Below are 25,690 nucleotides of genomic sequence, written 5' to 3'. Positions count from 1 at the left end.
CGAAGCCCCAAGAGACGAAGTCGAAACGCTTCTTTGTGCCATTTGGGCAGACGTGCTAGGCGTGAGCCAAGTCGGCATTCACGATCATTTCTTCTTCCTTGGCGGAGATTCGATTAAAGGCATTCAAATGGCGAGCAGGCTCACGCAAGAGGGCTGGAAGCTTGATATGAAGCTGCTATTCCAATATCCAACGATTGCGGAGCTCCGTCCATATATCGAAGAAGCTGGTCAAATGACAGCTGACCAATCACCTGTCGAAGGGGAAGTCATTTTGACGCCGATTCAGCGCTGGTTCTTTGAACGACACTTTAGCAGTCAGCATCATTGGAATCTCTCGATGATGCTTCATGCGCCAAAAGGGTTTGACTTGGCGATCACAGAACAAGTCATGCAAAAACTGCTTTCTCATCATGATGCACTGCGCATAGTGTACAAAGAGGAGCATGGTGACATTCTGCAATACAATCAGCGGGAGCTCATAGAACCGTTTACGATTATTTCTCGTGATGTCTCAAAAGAGCAGGACGTGGAAAAGGCCATTTCCACATATGCCAATGAGTATCAGCGTCAGCTGAACCTCCAAAAAGGTCCGCTCATGAAAGTGATTTGTTTCCATACAGAAAACGGTGATCATCTACTCATGGTGACCCATCATCTTGTCATTGACGGTGTCTCATGCCGAATTTTACTAGAGGACTTTATGTCTCTTTATCAGCAAGCAGAACAAGGACAAACACTGGTTCTGCCGCCAAAAACCCACTCCTTCAAAGAATGGGCAGAGGCGATTGAGCGCTACGCGCAGTCACAGCCATTAAAAAGCCAACATGAGTATTGGAAAGAGATTGACAGCATCCCATTTACCACTTTACCTGTTGATCATGAAGTGGAAGTAAGAAAAGTCGCTCAAACCAAAGCGGTCCAAATGCAGCTGACAGAAACAGAAACTGAGCATCTTTTGACCGATATTCACCTTCCGTACACAACAGAAATAAACGATGTTCTTCTGTGTGCTCTCGGTCTTGCCGTTCAGGAATGGACAGGTCAATCTCATGTACATGTGCAGCTTGAAGGTCATGGAAGAGAGGATATTTTATCAGGGTTAGATGTATCCCGTACGGTTGGCTGGTTTACGAGTATGTATCCAGTCGTTCTTGAAGCGAAGCCAGGTCAGACAATAGCTGATGCCATTAAAGGAACGAAAGAGATGCTGAGACGTGTGCCGAATAAAGGAATTGGCTACGGCATTTTAAAATACCTGACAGCTACGGAGCCGGCAGCACAACACATACATCCTGAAATCAGCTTGAACTATCTTGGACAGATTGATCAAGAAGTGACGACAGCACTCTTTAGGCCGTCAACCTATGATATGGGGCGCCAAGCAAGCCCAGATTCGGAAGCTGTTTATAAGCTGAACCTCAGTGGTCTTGTTCAACACAATCGATTCATTCTGTCGTGCTCCTATTGTGTAAGTGAATATGAAGAACAGACGATACAGCAGTTCATGGCATTGCTGAAGGGGAAAATCCAATCCATCATCACTCATTGCTTAGCGCGTCACGAGCGAGAGTTTACGCCAAGTGACTTCTCTGCTGCTGACCTTGAAATGGATGAAATGGATGATATCTTTGACATGCTTGAGGAGAAATTGACCTAACACCACTAGATCAGTCATGAAAAAGGGAAAGGAGGAATGAAATAGATGAGTCAATTTAAAAGGGATCAAGTTCAAGACATGTATTATCTGTCACCGATGCAAGAAGGAATGCTGTTTCATACCCTCCATCATCAAGAAAAGGGCTTTTATGTAGAGCAGATGGATATGAACGTCAAGGGCACACTGCGTCATGACTTGCTTGAAAAAAGCATGAATATCATCGTGGAACGGTACGATATTTTTCGTACCGTGTTCCTCCATGAAAAAGTGAAGCGCCCTGTCCAAGTTGTGTTGAAGAAACGTCCTTTTACACTTGATGTCGTGGACATGCAGGATCTTTCTGAAGACGAACAGCTTGTGCGTATTGAGGCTTTCAAACAAAAAGATCAACTGAGAGGCTTTGACCTCTCAAAGGATTCTCTCATGCGGGCATCCGTTTTCCAAACGGGCCCTGCTAGCTATCGCTGGATATGGAGCTATCACCATATCCTGCTAGATGGCTGGTGTTTTGGACTTGTCGTGCAGGAATTATTTGCGATTTACCATGCGCTTTTGCATGACCAACCTTACAAGCTAGAGCCGGTCAAACCATATAAAGAATATATTCAATGGCTGGAAAAACAAGATAAACAAGCGTCACTTCAATATTGGCAGCAATCATTAGCAGGATTTGATGGACAATCGACCTTTAAAGAACAACGAAAACAAACAAATGAGCATGAATTAGGCGAAATCGAATGGTCTATGAGCAAAGCAGAAACGGCTGCTTTATCAGAGCTAGCATTGCAGCAGAACGCCACGTTAAGCAGTGCGCTTCAATCGGTTTGGTCGATTCTGCTGAGCAGGTACCAGCGGTCAAATGATGTGCTGTTTGGAACGGTTGTGTCAGGACGTCCGGCAGATTTGGCTGGCGTTGACCGGATGGTTGGATTGTTCATCAATGTCATCCCAAGAAGAATTCAACTGACAGATCAAATGACATTTTGTTCTCTATTATCAGAAACACAGCAGCAGTCTCTTGCGGCCGAACCGCACCAATATATCCCGATTTATGATATTCAGGCAAAGACAGGTCAGCAGCAGCTCATTGATCACATTGTGGTGTTTGAGAATGTCCCAGCTGCAAAGAAGGACGAACAAGAGGCACTGCTAGGATTTACTGTGGAAGATATGAAGGTATATGAAAAATCGAACTATGATCTCAATTTGCTCGCATCGCCCGGAGAACAATTGCAATTGAAGCTGGCCTTTAACCAAAGAGCATTTGACCCTGCATTTGTCCACCGGTTAAAGGAGCAGCTGATTCTTTTGATAAAAGAGGCGATCAAGCATCCAGATCAATCGGTTCACACACTTACTCTCGTGACGAAGCAGGAAAAGCAGCTGATTCTTGAGGAATGGAATGCACCTGAGCTTGAGCATGATCAGCTCTATTTGTCTAAATGGTTTGAGCATAATGTCCGCAAACAGCCGAATGCGGTGGCTTTATCAGCGGGAGAGCACACGATGACATATGCGGAGCTAAATGAACAGGCCAATCGATTGGCAAGGCATTTACAAAAAAATGGGGCTGCACCTCAAACGGTCATCGCCATTTTAGCGGATCGCACGTCTGAACTCATTGTCAGCTTGCTTGCTGTCTTAAAAGCAGGCGCAACCTATGTGCCAATTGATCCTGATTATCCGGAAAGCCGCATTCAATATATGTTGAAAGACAGCAGGGCGACGCATCTTCTGACTCATTCAACCTTCATTAGTCAGGCGAAGGCACTCGCGTTTGATGGCACGTATCTTTTTGCAGATGATCAGGAAATTTCACTGATGAGCTCAGAGAATCTGCCGCTTGAAGCAGGTTTACATGATACGGCATACATCATGTATACATCTGGAACAACGGGACAGCCAAAAGGTATCATGACGACCCATTCCAATATTGCCCGTGTGGTCAAAAATACGAATTACTTAACCATTTCAGAAACAGATACATTGCTGTCGTTATCTAATAGTGTATTTGATGGCTTTACCTTTGATGTATATGGCGCGCTTTTAAACGGTGCGAAGCTTGTACTGCCGAAAAAAGAGACCATTTTAGACATGCGCGAGCTGACCGGGCTGATTAGAGAAGAAAGCATTTCTGTCATGTTTATTCCAACGGCTTTATTCCATCTTCTCGTTGATGAAGGGACAGACTGGATGCGCAGTGTGCGTAAGGTGCTGTTTGGAGGAGAGCGGGCATCGGTTCAGCATGTAAGGAAGGCCTTTGATGTGATGGGGAAAGGCAGACTGATCAATGTATACGGCCCGACCGAATCAACAGTCTTCGCCACCTATTATCCTGTAGATGAAGCCATACCGGCAGAGGCACGTTCTATTCCAATCGGGAAGCCGCTCAATCAGACGAGTGCTTATATATTGAGTCAGCAAGGACAGCTTCAGCCGATTGGAATGGTCGGAGAACTTTGTCTTAGCGGCAAAGGACTAGCGAAGGGGTATTTGAATCGTCCAGACCTGACAAAACAAGCCTTTATCGCGCATCCATTCGCTGCGGGTGAAAGGCTGTATCGCACGGGAGACTTAGCTTATTTTCGAGAAGACGGTCTGATTGAGTATGCAGGCAGAGTAGATGATCAGGTGAAAATTCGCGGACATCGAATTGAGCTGACAGAAATTGAAGCCCATCTTCTCGTGCATCCAGGTGTAAAACAAGCTGCACTCATAGCTGACCATGATGAAACAAATCATACAAGACTGCTCGCCTATATCACATGTGAGGATGAATGGAAGGAAAAGCTCGATGTGATCAAGTCTGGGCTGAAGGAGCGTCTTCCGGCTTATATGCTGCCTCATGAGCTGATCAGACTCGATAACCTGCCGCTCACGACAAATGGAAAGGTTGATAAGCGTCAGCTGCCAAAGCCTGAGGCGCCGCAAGGAAAGCGCCATGTGAAGCTGCCAGTAAATGAAGTAGAACAAAAGCTGCTCGTGATGTGGCGGGAAGTGCTTGAACGAGATGATATTAGCACGGATGACCATTTCTTTGAGCTTGGCGGACATTCATTAAAAGTGATGTCACTTTTGTCCAAAGTGTCTAAGGAATTCGAGGTCCAGGTGCCCATTCACCTGCTGTTTGAGACGCCAACGATTGAAGCGATCAGTCGTTATATTCAAAAGCAGGACCAGGAAGCCGCTGGCTATCTTGTATTCAATGAATCTCAATCGCCAACCGTCTTTGCTCTCCCGCCATTACCGGGCTATGGCTTTATCTATCAGGAAGCAGCAAAAACGCTCGATGATGTTCGTTTGATCGCCTTTGATTTTATAGAAGCTGATCACCGAATCACGAAATACGTTCAGCATATCCAGCATCTTCAGCCTGAAGGACCGCTGACTTTGATGGGGTACTCTGGCGGCTGCTATCTAGCCTTTGAGCTCGTTCAAGCGCTTGAACAAGCAGGGCGTACAGTCGAAAAGGTCATCATGATCGACTCCTATAAGAAAATTGGAGAAAGTGATTTAGAAGGACGATCCATTGATGATGATATAGAAGCGATTGTTCATCAGTCGAAGCAAAGTGAATTGGCTCATGCGGAGCTCGTCCAAGACGCGCTTGCTCAAAAGACGCGGGCTTACTATGAAACATTTGTTAAGGGGGTGAATCAAGGAGAGATACAGGCAAATATTGCTTTCATCCAATCTGAAGAACAAATGGCCATTCCGGACTGGATGGAAGGTTGGGAACATGCGACGACTGGTGCTTTTAGCCAATATCAAGGCTACGGTCAACACGCTGAAATGTTCAAGCATAAAGAATGTGCAGCTCAAAATGCACAGCTGATCAAAAGGATATTCAATCAAAAAAATAGAGAACCAGTCTTGTAAACTTTAGGTTAGGCAGGGGTGCAGTCTTGCAGCCCTGCCTGACAAAAAAGGAAAGGAACTCATATGAAACCATCAACCATTAACCAATCTAGTGTACATGAATCAATGGATGCGATTTTACAAGATGTAAAGACAACCATTTTACAAACCAACGAAATTGAACGCTTCGCTGTTTTTTCGCGTGAAAAAACCATTCGACCGCGGCCATATCACCTCTCTCATTTATTTCTCGACAATCACTTTGAGCAGGAGGCCGCAACTGAATCGATACACACGCAAACAGCTGCGCCTGCTTTAGCGGACATGCCGCCCGCCCTTTCCTATGGAGGGGATCTAGATGTCACAACAGGAGTACAGACCTTGCAGGACGTCTTAACAGAGGCAGCAAAAATGACAAATGGACTCACCTATATCGTGAATAGCGAGAACGAACTCAAGCAATCCTACGCGCAGTTAAAGGAAGACGCCGAGCGGGTTCTGACGGGTTTAAGAGAGCTGGGTCTAAAGGCAGGCGATCCTGTTTTCTTTCAATTTTCATCGAATCATGCGATGGTGACTGCCTTTTGGGCATGTGTGTTAGGCGGATTTGTTCCGACACTTGTATCGGCTGCTCCGACCTACCGGGAGATGAATGCCGCAGTGAAGAAGCTCCATCATGCATGGGAGCTGTTAGAGCATCCGCTCATTTTAACAGATGAATCACTGATCGAAGAGGTGCAAGGCTTAGCTTTACTGTGGCACACAGATCAATTACGTGTAGCAGCAGTCGAGCCGATGCTTTCTTTAGAAAGGGATACAGAGGCTCATCCTGCGGCGCCAGATGATTCCGTCTTTTTTATCTTAACGTCTGGAAGTACAGGGATGCCAAAATGCGTAGAGCATTCTCATAGAAGTGTGCTTGCGAATGTCAAAGGAACGGTGGCAGCCAATCAATTTACACAAGAGGATGTCTCGTTAGACTGGATGCCTTTAGACCATATTGGCGGCATCGTCATGTTCCACCTTGTCAATGTGTACACAGGCTGTGAGCAAATTCGGGCAAGAACAGATGATTTCATCGCTCAGCCGTTGCGCTGGCTTGACTGGATGGACCGCTACCGTGCAACGAAGACGTGGGCGCCTAACTTCGCGTTTGCGATGATCAATGATTATGAGAAAGAAATCTCTTCAGGGTCTTGGGACCTTTCTGCCATGACCTGCATGATCAATGGGGCAGAAGCAGTCGTACCGAAGACGATTCACCGGTTTTTACACCTGCTAGCTCCGCACGGCTTAAAGGGAGATGTCATCAGGCCGGCTTTCGGTATGTCTGAAATCTCATCAGCAGTTGTCTTCTCCTTTGCGATTGAGCGGGGAGATGAAAACAGCGGGGTACTGACCTTTGAAGAAACATCGCTGACAGAGCAGCTAAGACCAGCTGAGGCGCGTGAGACAGAAACTGTCAGCTTTACAGAGCTGGGAAGACCGATTCCAGGTATCACGATTCGCATCGTCAATCATCAGCAGGAGCTTCTTCCAGAAGATCACATTGGCAGCGTGCAAATCAAAGGGCTAACGACAATGAAGGGCTATTACAAGAATGATGAAGCGAATCAAGAAGTATTTCAAACGGATGGCTGGTTTCACACGGGAGATTTAGGTTTCCTGCACGAAGGAAGGCTGACGTTAACCGGTAGAGAAAAAGACATGATCATCATCAACGGGAAAAATTATCACAACTATGAAATTGAAGCCATTGCAGAGGAAGTGCCAGGAGTAGAAACGAGCTTTGTGGCTGCTTGCTCCGTTCGGATGGAGGCTTCTGCATCCGATGAACTGATTCTCTTTTTTACACCGAAGCTATATGAGCCTTCTTATATCATGAGGGCAAGCCAGCATATCAAATCCCATATTGCGACAAAAATGGGTCTGTCTGCATCGCACATTATTCCTGTCCAAAAGCATGCATTTCCGAAAACAAGCTCTGGCAAAATAGAAAGGGCGCAGCTCAAGACAAGATGGCAGGAAGGCGAATTCGATGAAATCATCAAGGAAATGGACATCAGACTAGAAAATGAACACACCTTGCCTGATTGGAGCTATCAAAAGGAGTGGACACCTGCTCCGCTTGATGCAGCTGAAAAGCAAATAACAGGGGACATTGTGATCTTTGCAGACGCATTAGGGCTGGCAGATCAATTGAGATCTCTTTCAAACAGCGAACAAACATGCATTACGGTTGAACCGGGTCAAGAATTCACACAACTCACTCACACTCACTTCATCATCCACCCGAATCGGCCGTCTGACTACGAACAACTCTTTGAGACGCTCCGTTCGTATGGCGTTTCGGTGAAACACATCATTCACCTTTGGAACTATACAAGCCAAGAAGACAAGCTTCATGTGGCCAAGGCGAAACAAGCACAGAAAACAGGCAGCATGAGTGCATTATTTTTAACAAAAGCGATTTCCGTCTATGAGGAACCTGTGGCGATCACCTTTGTCTCAGCCCATGCGGTGAATTTGCCGGAGGATCACACACATGATGTAGAAAAAGCAACGACAGCGGGACTGATGACAGCTGTTCAGCATGAATGGCCGTTTATCAAGGTGCAATGTCTTGATTTTTCTCTGACAGAATCGGCATCTAGTGATTCCCATGCATCAGCGATTATGGCAGAACTCACACATGACAAATACAGTCATGTTGCTGCTTATCGCGGGGATGTTCGTTATATTCCTCTTTTATCACCTCTTCATCTGGAAAAGGAACAGAAGATGAAGAAACCGCCATTTGAATCATCCGGGCTTTACGTGATGACAGGTGGGCTTGGCGGAATTGGGCGTATGCTCAGTGAACACCTGCTGAAGTCTGATCAAGCACACCTCGTGTTGCTTGGGAGAAAGGAGCGAGAGGCTTTATCTGCGGAGCAGCAAGACATATTGAATTCACTCGAGAAACAGGCGAAAGACCATGGTGGCACCGTTCTTTATGAAAAAGTGGATATCACTGATGCGAAAGAGGTTGAAGCCCTCATCTCCAGGCAGGAGGTGGCTCGAGGCAAAAGGCTGCATGGCATCATTCATTTCGCTGGCATGATTCAAGAAGAGCTGCTTGCTGACATGACGTCCGTTTCTTTACATGACATGTACGAAGCAAAGGTATATGGAACGATTGCGCTTCATGAAGCGGCTTCCAAACGTCCAAACGTCTTATTCCTTTCTAGCTCGTCAGCACGTACGTTAAAGGGCGGGATGACCGTTGGCGCCTATTGCGCTGCTAATGAGTTCGTTGAACAATTTGCTCATTATCAGAAGCTGACATCTACAGTGAAGCCGTATTGCTTTAGTTTCAGCATGTGGGATGAGATCGGAATGAGCGAAGGCTCCATGATCAAAGGCATTTTAAAAGAAAGAGGCTATCTCCCGATGTCAAAGCAGGCAGGCTTCCAAACGATGCTGGCATGTTTGATGACAGATGCTTCACTCATTTATACGGGATTAGATCGGTCGAAGAAAGAGATTCAGGAGATGGTGCATGCTGAGATACAAAAAGAGCAAGCCATTTATGTCTTTTTCAAAACCGATCAAACAAAGGCGATTGAAGAACGGCTGTATCATTCCATTCATACGTGTTTACAGTCTCGTCTATCTGGTGAATACTCCGTGCATCTCTATCCTGAGGAATGTTGGAAAGAAACAGAAGACGGGATGCCTGACGAAGCGCTTTTCAATGAATTAATAGAAGAAAGCGGACAGGATTCAGATGACAGAGCACCTCAAACAGAGACAGAGAAACTCTTGGCACACATCTGGTCAGAGCTGCTCGATGTCTCAAATATCAGCTGCGGTGATCATTTCTTTCTACTGGGAGGTCATTCGCTCAAGGCAACGCAAATGCTGTCTGCGGTAAGACAAAGAATGGGATTTGACGTGCCGCTCGCTGTTCTTTTTGAACATACGAGACTTGGGGAATTAGCGGACTGGATCGATTCACATGCCAAAGCGGATGAAGCGATTCCGATCAGAAAAATGGAAAAGGATCAGGAGATACCGATGTCCTACGCCCAGCAAAGACAATGGTTTCTCTATCAATTAGAGCCAGATCTGCCGTTTTACAATAATACGATTTCCTTTCGAATGAATGGACCTTTAGATGTGAAGGTGCTTCAGAGCAGTCTGCAGCATATGGTGCAAAGACATGAATCGCTCAGAACATCCTTTACAATGAGCGGAGATGAACCGGTACAGATCATTCATGAACATATGACCCTTCCAGAGCTTGAGGTGGTGGATCTTTCAGACATAGCTTCACAGGAAGAAAAAGAACAAAAAGCAGCTGAATGGGCGAAAAGAGAGGCGGGCACACCGTTTCAATTAGAAAATGAAGCGCTCTTTCGAGTGAAGCTGATTCGTCTTTCAGCTACAGATCATTTGCTGCTGATGTCCATTCACCACATCGTGTCAGATGGATGGTCGATCGGCATTGCCGCGAGAGAGCTATCCGAATGGTATACAGCGATGATCGAAGGGCGAGAGCCTCACCTGCCGCCACTGCCTATTCAATATGCCGATTATGCGCTATGGCAGAAGGAGTATTTGACAGGAGAGACACTGCATAAGCAGCTTTCTTATTGGAAGGAGCAATTTGCGGCACCTGTGGAAGACTTGGTATTGCCGTATGACCATCCGCGTCCTGCCGTTCAATCCTACAGAGGAAAAACGAAAAAATACCGCTTGTCGAAGTCGTTGTCTGAGCAGCTTTCTGCACTTTCCAAGAAAACAGACAGCACACTTTATATGACCTTACTTTCTGCTTTCTCTACGCTTTTACATCGATTGTCTTCACAGGATGAGTTTGTGATTGGGTCGGTCATTGCTGGAAGAAATCGGACTGAGATGGAGCATTTGATCGGATTTTTCGTGAATACATTGGCACTTCGGATCGACCATAGCGGGAATCCTGCTTTTACAGAGCTATTAGAGCGAGTGAAAGAGACAACAGTCGGCGCTTATGCGCATCAGGATGTGCCGTTTGAGATGGTGGTAGATGAACTGAACATTGTACGTGATGCCGGTAAGCAGCCTCTGTTTCAGGTCATGTTCGTTCTGCAAAACTTACCGCTGGAAGCATCTCCAATGGGGGAGGCGACATCGGTTTTAGCCATTGAAGATAACGATACAGCCAAATTCGATCTGTCCCTATTTGTTTTTGAAGGGGACGAGGGTCTTCAATTAAAACTTGAGTATGATGCGGACTTATTTTCTGAAGGCACGATGGATCGATTCCTCCGTTACTATGAGCATCTGCTTGAAAGTATTTGTGAAAATCCAGCGCAGCCGATCAGACAAATGAATTTCCTGCCAGAAAAAGAGAAGCATCAATTGCTCTATGAATGGAGCGGCAAAACGGATCAACCAGCAGGCTCACTTCTGATTACGGAACGATTTGAAGCGCAAGTGAAAAAGACACCTCATGCCGTTGCTCTCGAATCCCAGGGAGAGCAGTGGACGTATCGCGAGTTACAAGAGAAAGTCGATCGACTTGGCGCCTATTTGCAGCAACGAGGAGTCATCCCGCATGAACCCGTCGGTCTTCTTATCGACAGGTCGCCTGAAATGATTCTTGGAGTGCTGGCGATTGTGAAAGCAGGGGGCGCTTACGTGCCAATTGATCCTGAATATCCAGAATCACGTATTGATTATATGCTGAAGGATACAGGCATTCAGCTTTTGCTGACAAAAAACGAATGGCTGAAAAAGGTGTCGATCAGTCAAACCGAGCTCATTTGTCTTGACGAGGGGTATGAAGAATTTTTACCAGAAGCAGAAGTCATCCCGGCTGCTCTAAGCCCTGATGGACTCGCTTATATCAATTACACATCGGGATCGACTGGACAGCCAAAAGGGGTTCTGATCCCGCATCAAGCAGTCATCCGGCTTGTATGTGAAACAGACTATGTCACCCTTGATGAACATACGCGCATTTTACAAATCGCGAGCTTCTCTTTTGATGCCTTTACGTATGAAATATGGGGAGCACTTCTGAACGGGGGAAGGCTCATACTCACCGATCGAAATACGATTTTATCAATGGATACGCTGGCTGACACGCTGAAAGCTTACAAGATCACAACAGGGTTCCTGACTGTGCCGCTGTTCAATCGGTTAACAGAGGAACATCCAGAAGCCTTATCTGGATTCAACGCATTATTGGTCGGCGGTGATGCTTTGTCAGCCGCTCATATCCGTAAAGCACTGCCGTATTTGCCTGAAGGGCTTTTAAACGGCTATGGACCAACTGAGAATACGACGTTCTCCTGTGTGCATCACATTCGAGCATTGGACGAAGGTCAGGCGACGGTTCCAATCGGTCAGCCAATCACTTATTCACAAGCCTATGTATTAGATGACCAGCTGCAGCCAGTCCCGCAAGGCGTCATCGGTGAGATTTACGTTGGCGGAACAGGGCTTGCACTTGGTTACCTTGGAGATGAAGAAAAAACAACGCAATCATTTATCCCGCATCCTTTCCAAGAAGGAGCGCGTTTATATAAAACAGGCGATATGGGCCGCTGGCTGTCAAATGGCATCATCGACTGCCTTGGAAGAATTGATCATCAAGTGAAAATTCGCGGACACCGTGTTGAATGTGGAGAAATTGAAGCCGCCATGCTGAGCTTTGAGGACATCATAGAATGTGCTGTTATCCCGCATCAACACGAGAGTGGTCATAAACGCTTGATCGGTTATTTTGTCCAAAAAGGAGCATTGACCCAGCAAGCCATTCGCCAAGCATTAAAAGAAATGCTGCCAGATTATATGGTGCCAAGCCTATTGATGGAGCTGGATGAACTGCCGCTCACGCCAAACGGCAAGGTAGACCAAAAGCGTCTCCCGCCGCCAGAGTGGAGACAGGAAGAAGTGGAGAGGCCAATTGACAGGGCAGCCAGTGAGGAAGAACGAGTGTTAGAAAAAGTGTGGTCTCAGCTGCTTGGTGCTCCTTCTATCGGTGTACATGATAACTACTTTGAGCTTGGCGGAGATTCCATTATTGTCATACAAATGGTGGCACGCTTAGCACAGGAAGGCTACATCATCCAGCCGAGAGATGTGTTTGAAAAGCAGACCATTTCACAGCTTGCCCGTGCCATGAAAAAGGCAGATGTCTCAGTGTCTTATGATCAGTCACCTATTACAGGAGATGTTCGTCTGCTTCCGATCCAATCTTGGTTCTTTGAGCAATCGATGACAAACCAAGATTATTGGAATCTATCGGCACATTTCGAATTCAAGCAGTCCGTGCCGCTAAAGCAGTTGACACAGGTTCTCTCAAAGCTTGTGGATCATCACGATATGCTGAGAGCGGCATATACAAAAGAGGCAGATGGCACGTGGATCCAAACGATTCGTGAGCCCGGCATCACCCCTTGTGTTACATGCTTTGATTTGACGGATGTTTCTCAGGAGGAAGCGCTTGAACAAATCCGATTAGAGACAGGAGCTTGTCAAGGAACATTGTCATTAGAGCGAGGAGAAGTGATCAAGGCTATTCTTTTTCACACAAGTCATGATACGTCAGAGCTTTTCATCGCTGCCCACCATCTCGTCATGGATGGAATATCGTGGCGCATTATACAAGAAGATGTATTAAATGGACTGAAGCAGCTTGCTGCGGGGCAGGACATAGTACTTGCAAAGAAAACCGCCTCCTATGAGCAGTGGGCAGATGCACTATATGAATATGCACAAACAGATCAATTACAAGAGCAGGCCTCTTTTTGGCAAAAGATCACGGATCAAGAGGAAGAGGGTTCCCCTTTTCAAACGCCTGCGCTTTCTAATATAGAAGAACATGCAGAGATCCTGTCTGTTCAATTGACGAAGGAACAAACAGACATTTTACTAAGGCAGGCATCTCAAGCGTACCGAACAGAGGTAAACGATTTACTCTTATCAGGACTCACGCAAGCCGTTGGAAAGCCAATACTCATGACGTTAGAAGGGCATGGACGCGAGGATTTATTTGAACAGATGGATTTGTCACGGACAGTCGGCTGGTTTACGAGCTCTTATCCTATTTTTATTCCTTTTATCAAAACCGATGTTGAGAGACAAATCAAAGACGTCAAAGAAACCTTAAGAGCTGTGCCGCAAAAGGGGATCGGCTATGGCTTACTTCAATACATGACAGAATCTCGTTTACTCAAAACGGCAGCGCCGCAGATGAGCTTTAATTACCTTGGACAGTTAGATCAGACAGATGGCGAGGTAAAGCTTTATTTAGCAGATGAACGAAATGGGTATGTACACGATCCAAAAGCAGAAAGGCAGCATTTGATTGATGTGTACGGATACGTTGTCAATGGACAGCTTCAAATGAATTTTATGATCAATCGTGAGCTGCTCCAGCATGAAGATGTGCGCCTGTTACCTGAGCGTTTCAAAGAAAAAATGGAGGACATTCTGACGCATTGTATAGAGGCAAGAGGCGGCTTTACACCATCTGATTTCCCTATGGTTCAGCTCACGCAAAAGCAAATAGACGAGCTTCCAGACAATGTGGTGGATGTGTATCCACTGTCTCCAATGCAGCAAGGGATGCTGTTTCATGCACTGTTAGATCAAGCGTCACAAGCTTACTTTGGTCAGGTGCATATGACGCTCGAAGGCTTAACGGACGGCGAGGCCTATGAACAAGCATGGAATCTCCTTGTAGAACGTCATTCGATTTTGCGGACAAGATTCGCTTGGGAAGGGTTAAAGGAGCCTGTCCAGTTGATTCAATCAGAAGGAAGTATTCACCTCACTCAGCACGATGTGCGCCACCTGAGTGAAACGGATCAGAAGGAGATCATTGAACACTATTTAGTATCCGATCGTTCAAAGGATTTCGATTTAGAAGATATTGATAAACCGCTTATCCGTATTGCATTATTCCATTGTGAGAAGAGAAAATGTGCGTTTGTCTTTAGCTTTCATCATATTTTAATAGATGGCTGGAGCTTGTTCAGCTTTATAGAAGAATCCTTTGCGTTATATCGCTCACTTGTGGACGAACGGGAGATCAGCCTTCCTGCTGTACGTCCATATAAAGATTTTATTGAGTGGCTGCAAAAGCAGGATCAAGGGAAGGCGCATACGTTTTGGAAACATTATATGTCAGGGGTAGAGGAAGCAACACCGCTTCCTGGAGACGGCGAGCATGCTTCGGATCAAGGAGCAGGTATCACGCAGGTCAGCGTCAAACTGACGCCCCAGATGCAGCGGAAGCTGGAAGAGATGACAGGCACGCAGAAGGTCACGATGAGCACACTGATACAGTCAGCGTGGGGGCTGCTCCTGCACCTTCATTCAGGCTCAGAGGATGTCATATTTGGTGTGACAGTGTCTGGCCGGCCAGCGGACTTACCAGAGGTGGAAAGCATGACAGGGCTCTTTATTAACACATTGCCGCTCCGTTTGCCGATTGCACCAGACTGGACCATCGCCCGCCTGCTGGCACATACGCAGGAAACCGTTTTTCACATGCGAGAATTTGAGTATACGGTGCTGCCAGATATTCAGCAGATGACCGATATCCCAAGTGGAGAATCATTGTTTGACAGCATTGTCGTGTTTGAAAACTATCCGATTGAATCCATTGAGCCGTATGGCGTACGCATCTTAGACATCACAAGCCATGAAGAAACGAATTATGACTTAACCCTTGTGGCTGTCCCGGGAGATACGATGGAGCTTCGGATCACATACCGCTTAAATCAATATACAGAAAAGCAAATACAGACGCTGATGCAGCAGCTGATTCACACACTTGAAGCCATGACAGAACAAGTGGAGACACCGCTCTCTTCCTTCACGATCGTGACAAATGAAGAAAAAGAACGGATGATCAGCGATTGGGCGAGAAACGCACAAGTCAGCGTGCTGTATCCAGACCAAGAAGAGGTCTACTCAGGTGTGCATGATCCTTCCTGTGAAACGGAAATTTATGTCCTGAGTGAAGAGCATCAGCTCATGCCGATAGGCTTTCCTGGAGATATCTTTATCGGTGCAAAGGATATAAAAGCACTTTGTGGGGAGCTTGCTGATTGGATGAAGACGCATAAAATTCCGCATCCATTCAAACATCAAACAGGCGAATACCTCTATCCGACAGGGGATGTCGGCGTTTGGACTGAAAAAAGCAAGATTCAGATTTTGGATTGGATGTAGGAGGAGAAGAAGAATGCTAGTTAGTAGACGAAAAGGAAATGCAGCAAATCATATCGTCAGAATCAACGGAAAACGAATCGATCTCAAAGCAGTAGAACGCGTCATCATGCTTCACTTTCCACTAGAGGAATGTGTTTTGATCCCGAAGAAAAACCAAGAGGGCGGCCTATCGCTTGTGCTATTTGCACAGGCGAAGGACCCTTCGCTGACAAGGGAGGATCTGATGAACGGCCCGCTTCATCCTTATGAAGTGCCAGCCGCTCTCGTCTTATTACCTTCCTTGCCAAAGACAGAAAGTGGAGCAGTCGATACAGAGGCACTGCTTTCAATTGATGTACTAGATCAAGAGGAATTAAGAAAGATAGAAGAACGCACCGAAGACATAGATGGAGTAGAGGAAGCGGCTGCTTTCATTGAGAGTCAGACAGAAAGACAGACGCCCTATCATTTAGATGACTTATTTCCTGATAGACAGCGTACTCAAGGAAACGAATCGATCTCAAAGGATGAAGCCAGCCAAACAAAACAATCATCCGCCCATGAAAAACCGCCAGCACTTGTTTACGGCGGTGATGTCATCGAAAAACCAGGTACACCTGTCACATTGACAGAGGTGTTGATCCGTGCAGCCTTTATGTCACCTGACCGCGGGGTGACTTATATCAAGGAAGGCGGTCACGCGGTGAACCAAACCTACCCTGAACTACTAACAGGCGCTGAACGGGTCCTGTCTGGATTAAGGGCAGCAGGACTGACAAACGGTGATCAAGTGTTACTTCAATTGAAAGATCATCACGATTTTATCACGGTGTTCTGGGGCTGTATTCTCGGTGGAATCATTCCAACCCCAGTCTCTGTGCCGCCTGTGTATGATGAAATGAATCAAGGTGTGAACAAGCTGAAGGGCGTGTTTCAGCTGCAAAATGAACCTTTCATCATTACAAACGAAGCGAGTGCTGAGGACATTGCCGGGCTGCGAGAGACATTTGAATCAAAAGCGATTCCTATTTTAACAATCGAAACATTGCTGGCGTGTGAACCAGATGAACAGCATTATGAGCCGGAGCCGGATGAGCCTGTGCTTCAGCTGCTGTCTTCAGGAAGTACGGGTGTACCAAAATGTATCCGTCACAACCATCAAAGTATTTTGTCTAGAATCATCTCCTTTGAGCAGGCAAATGGTTTTACGTATGAGGATGTGTCGCTTAACTGGATGCCGCTTGACCATGTAGGAGGTATTGTCATGTTTCATGTACATGATGTTTACCTAGGCTGCCAGCAGATTAGTCCATCCATTGATCAATTTATCGAGCGGCCGATGGTGTGGCTTGATTGGGTAGAAACATACGGCGTCACCAGAACATGGGCACCAAACTTTGCTTTTGCCATGATGAATGAATATGAGGACGAGATTCGCAAGGGGAGCTGGGATCTCTCCACCCTGACCTATATCATGAATGCAGCTGAAGCGGTGGTTCCAAAAGTGACGCAGCGCTTCATGCACATCATGGGTCAGCACGGGTTAAGCCGCCATGCGATGGTGCCGGCTTACGGTATGTCAGAAACATCCTCAGCCATTGTTCAGTCAAAGGAATTCATGCGGCAGGGTGATCAGGATGGACAGCTGACCATCGACCAGACCTCGTTAACAAGTGAGATTCAATATGTAGCGCATGATCATCCGCACAAGATGACGTTTACAGAAGTAGGCGCGCCGATTCCATCTGTATGGATTCGGATTGTAGATGAGCATCACCAGGTGCTGCCAGAAGATCAGGTGGGGCGCTTGCAGGTGAAGAGCCCAACAATTATGATGGGCTACTATCAAAATGAGGAAGCCAATCAAGAAGTATTTGCGGAAAACGGCTGGTTTCACACAGGGGATTTAGGGTTTATCCATGAAGGGCGTCTTGTCCTTACAGGCCGGGAAAAGGACATCATCGTCATCAACGGAGCGAACTATTTGAATTATGAAATTGAAGCCGTTGTCGAAGAGATTGAAGGGGTTGAAGTCACCTTTGCCGCTGCGTACGGCATTTATAATCCGGAATCAAGCAACGATACGCTCGCCGTCTTTTTTGTCTCACAAAAGGATTCGATAGAGGATCAAATCATGATGATTCAGCAGATTAGAGAGGCGATCATTCGAAAAATTGGGATAGAGCCTGATCATATCATTCCGGTGAAAAAAGACCAATTTCCGAAAACAGAGAGTGGGAAAATTCAACGTGCCCAGTTAGGCGCGGCGCTTAAAGATGGAGTATTCCGCGACATTGAACGTGCACTTGATCTTGCCTCAGAAAATGATCAAACACTCCCAGATTGGTTTTTTAAACGCATATGGGCGAAGGAACATATCGGTCCGTCTCAGCCAGCTTCCACGGATCATATACTCGTTTTCGAGGATGAAAAAGGGCTTTACCAATCGCTTTACGCACAATTCGAACAAACGAATCAGCCCTATGTTTCTGTGAAGAAGGGGCATGAATTTTTACGCCTGTCAAAAGGAATGTATCAGATGAATCCGAGAATCAAGGGGGATTACGTCAGGCTCATTGCAGCGCTTGAAGCAGATGAATTAAAGACCGGCCGCATGCTCCATCTGTGGAATGTGTCGGAAAAAGAAGAGATCGTTGATCCTGCTCAGTTCAAAGTACTGCATGAAAGTACCAGCCAATCCATTTTGTATCTATATCAAGCGCTGAGACAAGAAAACCAAGAGCCGATCCGTCTCGCCGTTGTGACAAAAGGTGGTCAATTTGTGAACCCGCAAGACGATCTTCATGTTGAGAAAACGGCGCTGGTCGGTCTGTTAAAAACCATCCCGCAAGAATGGGAAGGGGCAGAGGTGTCTCATATTGATATTGAAGCGGAGAATGTGGATCAGGATGCCAAACGCATAGCTGAAGAACTGTCTGCGATTCATATGAAATCAGAGGTGGCTTACCGACAGGGACATCGTCTCGTACCAAAGCTAGAAAAAGTCGATATGATCGAAGCTCCTCAAACAGAAGGATTTTTAGAATATGAAGGTCTTTATTTGCTGACTGGAGGACTTGGCGGTATTGGGTTTGAGCTGTCTAAGCAGATGCTCCAATTTGGCTTAAAGCTCGTGTTAATTGGACGGACATCCCTTGAAGAAGACTTGGAAAAGGAAGAGGCGTTCTCACAGCTTAAAGATCTTGGAGACGTCATCTATGTACAAGCCGATGTGACCCATTTATCCGATGTCGAGCAGGCGATTTATGAAGCGGAAAAGCATTTTGGACAGTCGATCAGGGGCACGCTGCATTTAGCCGGAGCTGGCAATGTGTCTGAACATTTTCAGCATGCGGACAAGTATACACTGGCTCATACATCAGAAGAAGATTTCACAAAAGAACTATCCGGAAAAGCAGACGGAGCCTGGGTGCTGCAGGAAGCCTTCAAGCATGATCCGACAGTACCACTTGTCTTTTTTGGATCGGTGAATGGCTTTTTTGGCGGCACAACATTCGGGGCATACTCTGCGGCGAACAGTTTTTTAGATGGACTCGCGCACGCTCTCACCTTTCAAGAAGGGAGAAGAGCGATCTCTTTGAACTTCAGCATGTGGGATAATCTTGGTTTGTCTAAGGGACATACCGGGGCAGCACTAATCGTACGCAAGGGATTTCAAATGATTGGAAAGAAACAAGGTCTTCACTCATTATGTCTAGGTGTTCGGCTAAATGAAGCGCACCTATTTATCGGCTTGGACGGGGCGAATCCGGAGATCGCTGGGCATCTTCAACCAGCTCCATTGCCGCATTTTGAGAAAAAGCTTTATTATTCGGTTCACTCTGGCAAAGAAGTGAATCTTGATGATATCAAGGGCGTAACAGTGGGTGATTGGGAGATCAGACAAGTACCGGATATACCGAAAAAACAAGATGGCTCTATTGATCATGAAGCCCTCAAGCTGAATCATCACAAAAACGTACACCAGCTTGAAAAACAATTGCCAGAAACGAAGACAGAGCAAGTGCTTGCGGCTATATGGGAGGACATTTTAGAAGTAGATCGTGTGTACAAAGAGGATCAATTTTTTGACCTTGGCGGACATTCATTAAAGGCGACTCAAACGATTTCTCGAATCAATCATGAGTTTTCAATCAAGGCGCCATTAAAAATACTATTTGAAAGCAAACATCTGGCACATTTGGCGCAAATGGTCGAGGACATCAAAGGAACTCCAGTCGTTCAGGAAACTAAGATTCCAAAGCTGGAAAAGCAAACAACCTATGAGCTGTCACATGCCCAGCAGCGGATTTGGTTCTTATCCACATTAGAAAAGAGCCATCATTACAATATATTAGGTGCTTGGAAGCTGACAGGACGATTACACATTCAAGCTTTAACGAAAGCGATTGGTCACTTAACGAAGCGTCATGAGGCACTGCGCGCAACATTCAAATCACTTGGCGGCAAGCCGGTTCAACTCATTCGTGAAGACCTGCCGCCATCAGTGACAGTTGCGAATTTCTCATTATTTAATGAAAAAACAAGAGCGAGAAGACTGGAGCAGCTCATTCAGCAAGAAGCGAACCGCATCTATGATTTAGAAAGAGGCCCGCTTGCACAGTGGACAATTGTGGATATGGGCAGAGAGGAATATTATCTCCTGTGTGCGCAGCATCATATCATTTCAGATGCATGGTCGCTCAGCCTGCTGATTCAGGAACTAGAAGTGGTATATGACGCGCTGCTTGCAGAGAAAACACCTCAGCTCCCAGCGCTTGAGATTGAATGGACAGATTATGTTCATTGGGAAAATGAACAATTAAAGCACCATCAAGCTGACCAAACCTATTGGCTTGATACCTTACAAGGAGAGCTTCCGGTGTTAGAGCTGCCATTTGACCGCCCTCGTCCGCCGGTTCAAACATTCAACGGAGCTACAGAGCAAATCGTACTGGATAAACCGCTTGTCCGGCGCTTGCAGGCTTTGTCCAAGCAGCAGGGAACAACGCTCTTCATGACGATGCTGTCAGCGTATTACGTTCTGCTTCACAAGCTGTCAGGACAAACAGATGTCATCGTTGGTTCGCCTATCGCAGGACGCGATGCCGAACAATCAGAGAGGCTCGTTGGGATGTTTGTGAATACACTCGCGCTGAGACAGGACGTCTCAAAAGTGGATACATTTGCTGATTTAATGGAAAACGTGAAAGAGATGACGTTAAAAGCCTTTGAGCATCAGCATTATCCATTTGACAAGCTTGTCGATGACCTTTCAATTGATAGAGATTTAAGTCGATCACCTATTTTCCAAGTCGCCATGGGATATGTAACAGATTCGTTAGAGGTAAACTTAAAAGGGCTGACATCTGAACATGTAATGGTTCATCATACAGTATCTAAATTTGATCTGACTCTGCATGTATTTGAACAGGAAGACCAGCTGTCTATTCATGTGGAATACAATACGGATTTATTTGATCAAGAAACCATCCATCGTTATATGAATTATTATCTCCACCTGTTAGATGGCATGACGGCTCAGCCTGAACGCACTTTTGCTGATTTTTGCTTAATGGACAAAGCAGAACAGGATGCGATGATCATAGGCAAAAACCAAACCGATACGTCTTATCCAAAGTGTACGCTTCAAGAATTGTTTGAAGCACAGGTACAGCGTGATCCGCAGCGCATTGCTTTATCCTATATGGAGGAATACATGACGTATCAAGTCTTGAATGAGAAGGCGACAAAGCTTGCTGCATACTTGCAGTCAATAGGAATTGGACCAGGTTCACTTGTACCGATGCTCTTTGACCGTTCCTTTGAAATGATTGTCTCGGTACTAGGTATCGTCAAGTCTGGTGCTGCTTATGTTCCGATGTCACCTGAATATCCTGATGCACGAATTCGTCTGATCGTTCGTGATACGCAAAGTGATGTGATCTTAACCCAGTCTCATTTTGCAGAGCGTCTAGTAGATTTTACAGGTACAAAGATTGAAATGGACAAGCCATTACCAGAAACAGCCGCAGTGTATCAAAGAGAAAAATCGATCATAGGAGGAGACCAGCTGGCCTATGTCAACTACACATCAGGCTCAACTGGCACACCTAAAGGGGTGATGCTCCCCCATGCAGGAGTTGTCCGCTTAGTTAGAGAAACAAACTATATTGAACTAGGTTCAGATGATAAGATGCTTCAGCTGTCAAACTATGCATTTGATGCCTTTACATTTGAATTATGGGGAATGCTGCTGAATGGCGGTCAGCTGATTTTGATCCCAAAATATGCAGCGCTGAATATGGACGAATTAACTCGGTTGATCAAAACGCATCAAGTGACAGCCAACTGTCTGCCAACCGCATTATTCAATCGACTGGTGGAGCACGACCCAAAAAGTGTGGCAGGCTACCGCACATTACTCGTTGGCGGAGAAGCCATGTCTAGTGAGCATGCCCGAAAGGCATTGCCACATATGGAAGGTGTGCTCGTCAATGCTTACGGTCCAACAGAAAACACGACCTTAGCGACAACTCATCAAGTCACACACGTGCCAGAGGATGCAAGATCAGTTCCAATTGGGGTCCCAGTGGCGAACTCGACTGTTGTCATACTAGATGAATATTTCAAACCAGTACCAGCAGGCGTAAAGGGAGAAATCTATATCGGCGGAACAGGACTGGCTAAAGGGTATCTCCATGACCAAGAACGGACGCAGGAACGGTTTATTGACAATCCATTCCCGGCTTTAAAAGGAGACAAGCTGTATCGTTCAGGTGATCTAGGGAAATGGCGGTCAGATGGCAGCATAGAATATCTCGGCCGAAAAGACAATTTGGTGAAAATTAGAGGCTACCGGATTGAATGTGGAGAAATTGAGACAGCCCTGCTCAAGCATCCGCAAGTCAAAGAATGTACAGTCATCGCCAAAACGTATGGCAGTTCAAAACGGCTGGCGGCCTACCTTGTCACAGATGGGGAGAATCCTGTTCCGGGCTGGAAAGCATTTTTACAGGAAAGCCTGCCAAGCTATATGATTCCAAGTTACTTTATCGCACTGGATGCGATTCCAGTCACAACGAACGGGAAAGTCGATCAAAAAGCCCTGCCAGAACCGACGGAAACGGTCTCTTCTTCTCATGAAACCGGCAAACCGGCAACTGAAACGGAACAACTGATTGTCTCAGCTTTCATGGAAGTGCTTGGTGTGAAACGAGTAGGCGTGCATGACTCCTTCTTTGATTTAGGCGGAGATTCGATTATGAGTATCCAGGCTGTTGCCAAATTAAAAGAAAAAGGCGTTCGTGTTGATCCAAAATGGATTTTCATGCATCCAGCGCCAGCGCAGCTAGCCGCTTACTTGGACACATTGCCAGAGAACGGAGAGCAGGTAGAAAGAGCACCGAAGGACTATGTGATTGAGCTGAAAAAAGGCGATCCAGCTGAACCGAGTATTTTCTTTGCACCGCCCGCTGGTGGAACGGTGATGGGCTATATCGATGTCGCCAAGCTCATGACGCATCAAGGAGCCGTTTACGCTTTGCAGTCTCCTGGCTTATATGAGGATGAAGAACCACAATTCCTTCATTACACAGAGCTTGTCACCATTTTTATCGAAGCCATTGAGAGCTTCTATCGACCAGGAATTGACTACCTAGCAGGGCATTCAATGGGCGGCCATCTTGCTTACGGAATGAACCAGCGGCTCTGCCATGCAGGAAAAGCGCCGAAAGGACTGATCATTTTAGATACGGTTCCAGTGCTACGAGATGAGGCAGATCAAGCACTCCATGCCGATATGAACGAAGAAGAAGTGAAAATGCTTGCGCTCGTCCTTGGAATGGGAAATCTTGTCGGAATCCAGCCAGAAGCTTTACAAGGATTGAGCTTCCAAGAAGTGAAGCAGAAAATACTCAAAGAGGCAGAAAAGGATGAAGTGGTCCATCAATTTATGAATGATCACTATTTAGATAAATACTTGCAAATGCAGACGCATAATACGATCATGTCACAAGCCATTGAATTAGAAAAAGAACCGTTCCCTGTGCCGTTTTATATTGTACAAAGCAGTGATCACGCCACAGATTTCCAGAAGAAGTTTGCAGACTGGGAGGCTTATACGAAAGAGACATGCACCTATTATCAAATCAAAGGCGACCATGTCACCATGATGAAGAGGCCGCAGGCTGACGAACTTGCACGGATTCTTCAAACTATCATAAAGGGGTAAGAACGTATGAATCAGTTATTTAAAACCTTTGAAAAAAAATCAGACCTCATTCAGCTTATTTGTTTTCCTTTTGCAGGCGGATATTCCGCCTCTTACCGTCCACTCTTTGAACAGCTGAAGGGCATTGCCGAAGTGACAGCAGCAGAGCCCCCGGGCCATGGGACCAATCTCATGCCGCTTGAATCAAGCATTGATCGGCTCGCTGAGTTGTACAAAGAAGGATTGACAGGCAAATTGAACCGTCCATTTATCTTATTCGGACATTCAATGGGAGGACTTGTGGTGTACAGACTGACCCAGCTGCTAGAAAAGGAAGGGATATATCCTGCAGCAGTGGTGATCTCAGCCATTCAGCCGCCGCAAACAAAAAGGCAGATTCTGACCCATTTATCCAATGAAGCATTTGTTCAGCATATTGCCGAAATGGGCGGGATTCCAAAGGAATTATTAGAGAACAAGCCAATGATGGATTACTTTACACCATCATTACGTGCAGACTATCAAGCACTAGAAACCTTCCAGCATACAGACAAATCCATCATCGAAGCACCCGTTTATTTATTCAACGGAAAGCAAGATGAGAAATGTATGCAAGATGCAAGCGGCTGGCTAAAATGGGCAAAAACCATCGAGCGCACCAATTTCGACGGAGGTCACATGTATATCAACACACACCTCGAGCATTTCGCAGAACAGATGAGACATGTCATTGAACATGCAACAAATCAACAATTGATCAGACATTAAAAAGAAAGCGACCCTTGTTTGAGGGGCCGCTTTCTTTTATGAATTCTGCTTCTTCACCACATTCCCGCCAATCACCCCGCCAATGACCAACACAGCCCCGATGATATGAACCATATCAATCGTTTCATGTAAAATGAGAACCCCGGCGCCTATTGTGATAAACGCAGATAGATTGTTAAAGGTGCTGACCTTTGCAGCTTCAAGCTGAGAGAGTGCGTAGTTAGATAAATATGCAGTGAGAAGTGATGAGAAAATGCCTAAAAAGAGCATAGACCATACAAAAGATGGATGTGTAAATGGACTGAAAAATTGCGTCATTGTATGGTGTACCGAGTGTCTAATGAGCGCTGCTGCATTGAAAAAGACAAATCCAAAGAATGTCATCATGAAGGTGAGTTCAATCACATGGAACCGCCGTGTAATCACCCGGGCAAATACACTGTAAGCACTGGATGACAAGGCAGAAAGTAAAATCAGCACATAGCCGATCATGTGTGAATGTTTCACATCAATTCCCTTCATCACAAAGAGGAGCATCACCCCGCACACAGAAAGAATGGTAAAGAGCACCTGTATCCATGTGGCACGTTCCTTTAAAAACCACGCTGCCAGCACCATCGTCAGAATGGGAATCGTCGCCTGAATGATGCCAGCCTCTGACGAAGACATATACATTAGCCCCCACACTTGAAATGCAAAAAACAAGACAGGATAAAGCAAGGAAAACGGTACAAGGTAGAAGAGATCACGCCATTGAAAGGATAAACGGTATTTCTTTCGTAAAAATGGATACAGCAAAAGAGCGGCTGCAAAAGAAACTGTAAAGCGGTGTGCCAATAAATCAATCGCATGCGCTGAATCTAATGCGATTTTGACAAATAAGAATGAAAAACCAATGATACAAGCGTATGCTATCGCGGCAAAGTACGCTTTTTGTTTTGAAATGTCCACAACGTTTCTCCTTACAAGAGCATGCATGCTTCAGTTGAATAGACCGG

At 45.9% G+C, this 25,690-nt stretch carries 6 protein-coding genes; 5 read left to right on the top strand and 1 reads right to left on the bottom strand.

The annotated features are described in order from the left end of the window. The 5 genes from ACSLGF_RS12375 to ACSLGF_RS12355 all read left to right on the top strand — a co-directional run. A partial coding sequence (locus ACSLGF_RS12375; protein ID WP_456005848.1) for a condensation domain-containing protein occupies positions 1 to 1,657 on the top strand: 1,657 nt, incomplete at its 5' end. Positions 1,658 to 1,702: 45 nt separating this feature from the next. After that, on the top strand, positions 1,703 to 5,536 hold the full coding sequence (locus ACSLGF_RS12370; RefSeq protein WP_456005845.1) for a non-ribosomal peptide synthetase: 3,834 nt from the start codon (positions 1,703 to 1,705) through the stop codon (positions 5,534 to 5,536). A 63-nt stretch (positions 5,537 to 5,599) separates the two neighbouring features. Further along, positions 5,600 to 15,733: an amino acid adenylation domain-containing protein gene (locus tag ACSLGF_RS12365; protein ID WP_456005842.1), complete on the top strand. Its 10,134-nt coding sequence runs from the start codon at positions 5,600 to 5,602 to the stop codon at positions 15,731 to 15,733. A 13-nt stretch (positions 15,734 to 15,746) separates the two neighbouring features. Beyond that, positions 15,747 to 23,945, top strand: a complete 8,199-nt coding sequence (locus ACSLGF_RS12360) for an amino acid adenylation domain-containing protein (RefSeq protein WP_456005839.1) — start codon at positions 15,747 to 15,749, stop codon at positions 23,943 to 23,945. A 6-nt stretch (positions 23,946 to 23,951) separates the two neighbouring features. After that, entirely contained in the window at positions 23,952 to 24,692 is a 741-nt protein-coding gene (locus ACSLGF_RS12355; protein ID WP_099726081.1) for a thioesterase II family protein, read from the top strand. A 36-nt stretch (positions 24,693 to 24,728) separates the two neighbouring features. On the opposite strand, the gene ACSLGF_RS12350 is transcribed toward ACSLGF_RS12355, so the two are convergent. After that, positions 24,729 to 25,670: a DMT family transporter gene (locus ACSLGF_RS12350; RefSeq protein ID WP_456005837.1), complete on the bottom strand. Its 942-nt coding sequence runs from the start codon at positions 25,668 to 25,670 to the stop codon at positions 24,729 to 24,731. Between the last annotated feature and the right edge of the window lie 20 nt (positions 25,671 to 25,690).

The organism is Bacillus sp. A015, from assembly GCF_053851875.1.
The sequence above is the reverse complement of the archived record's forward strand: the minus strand, read 5'-3'. Positions and strand labels throughout refer to the sequence as shown.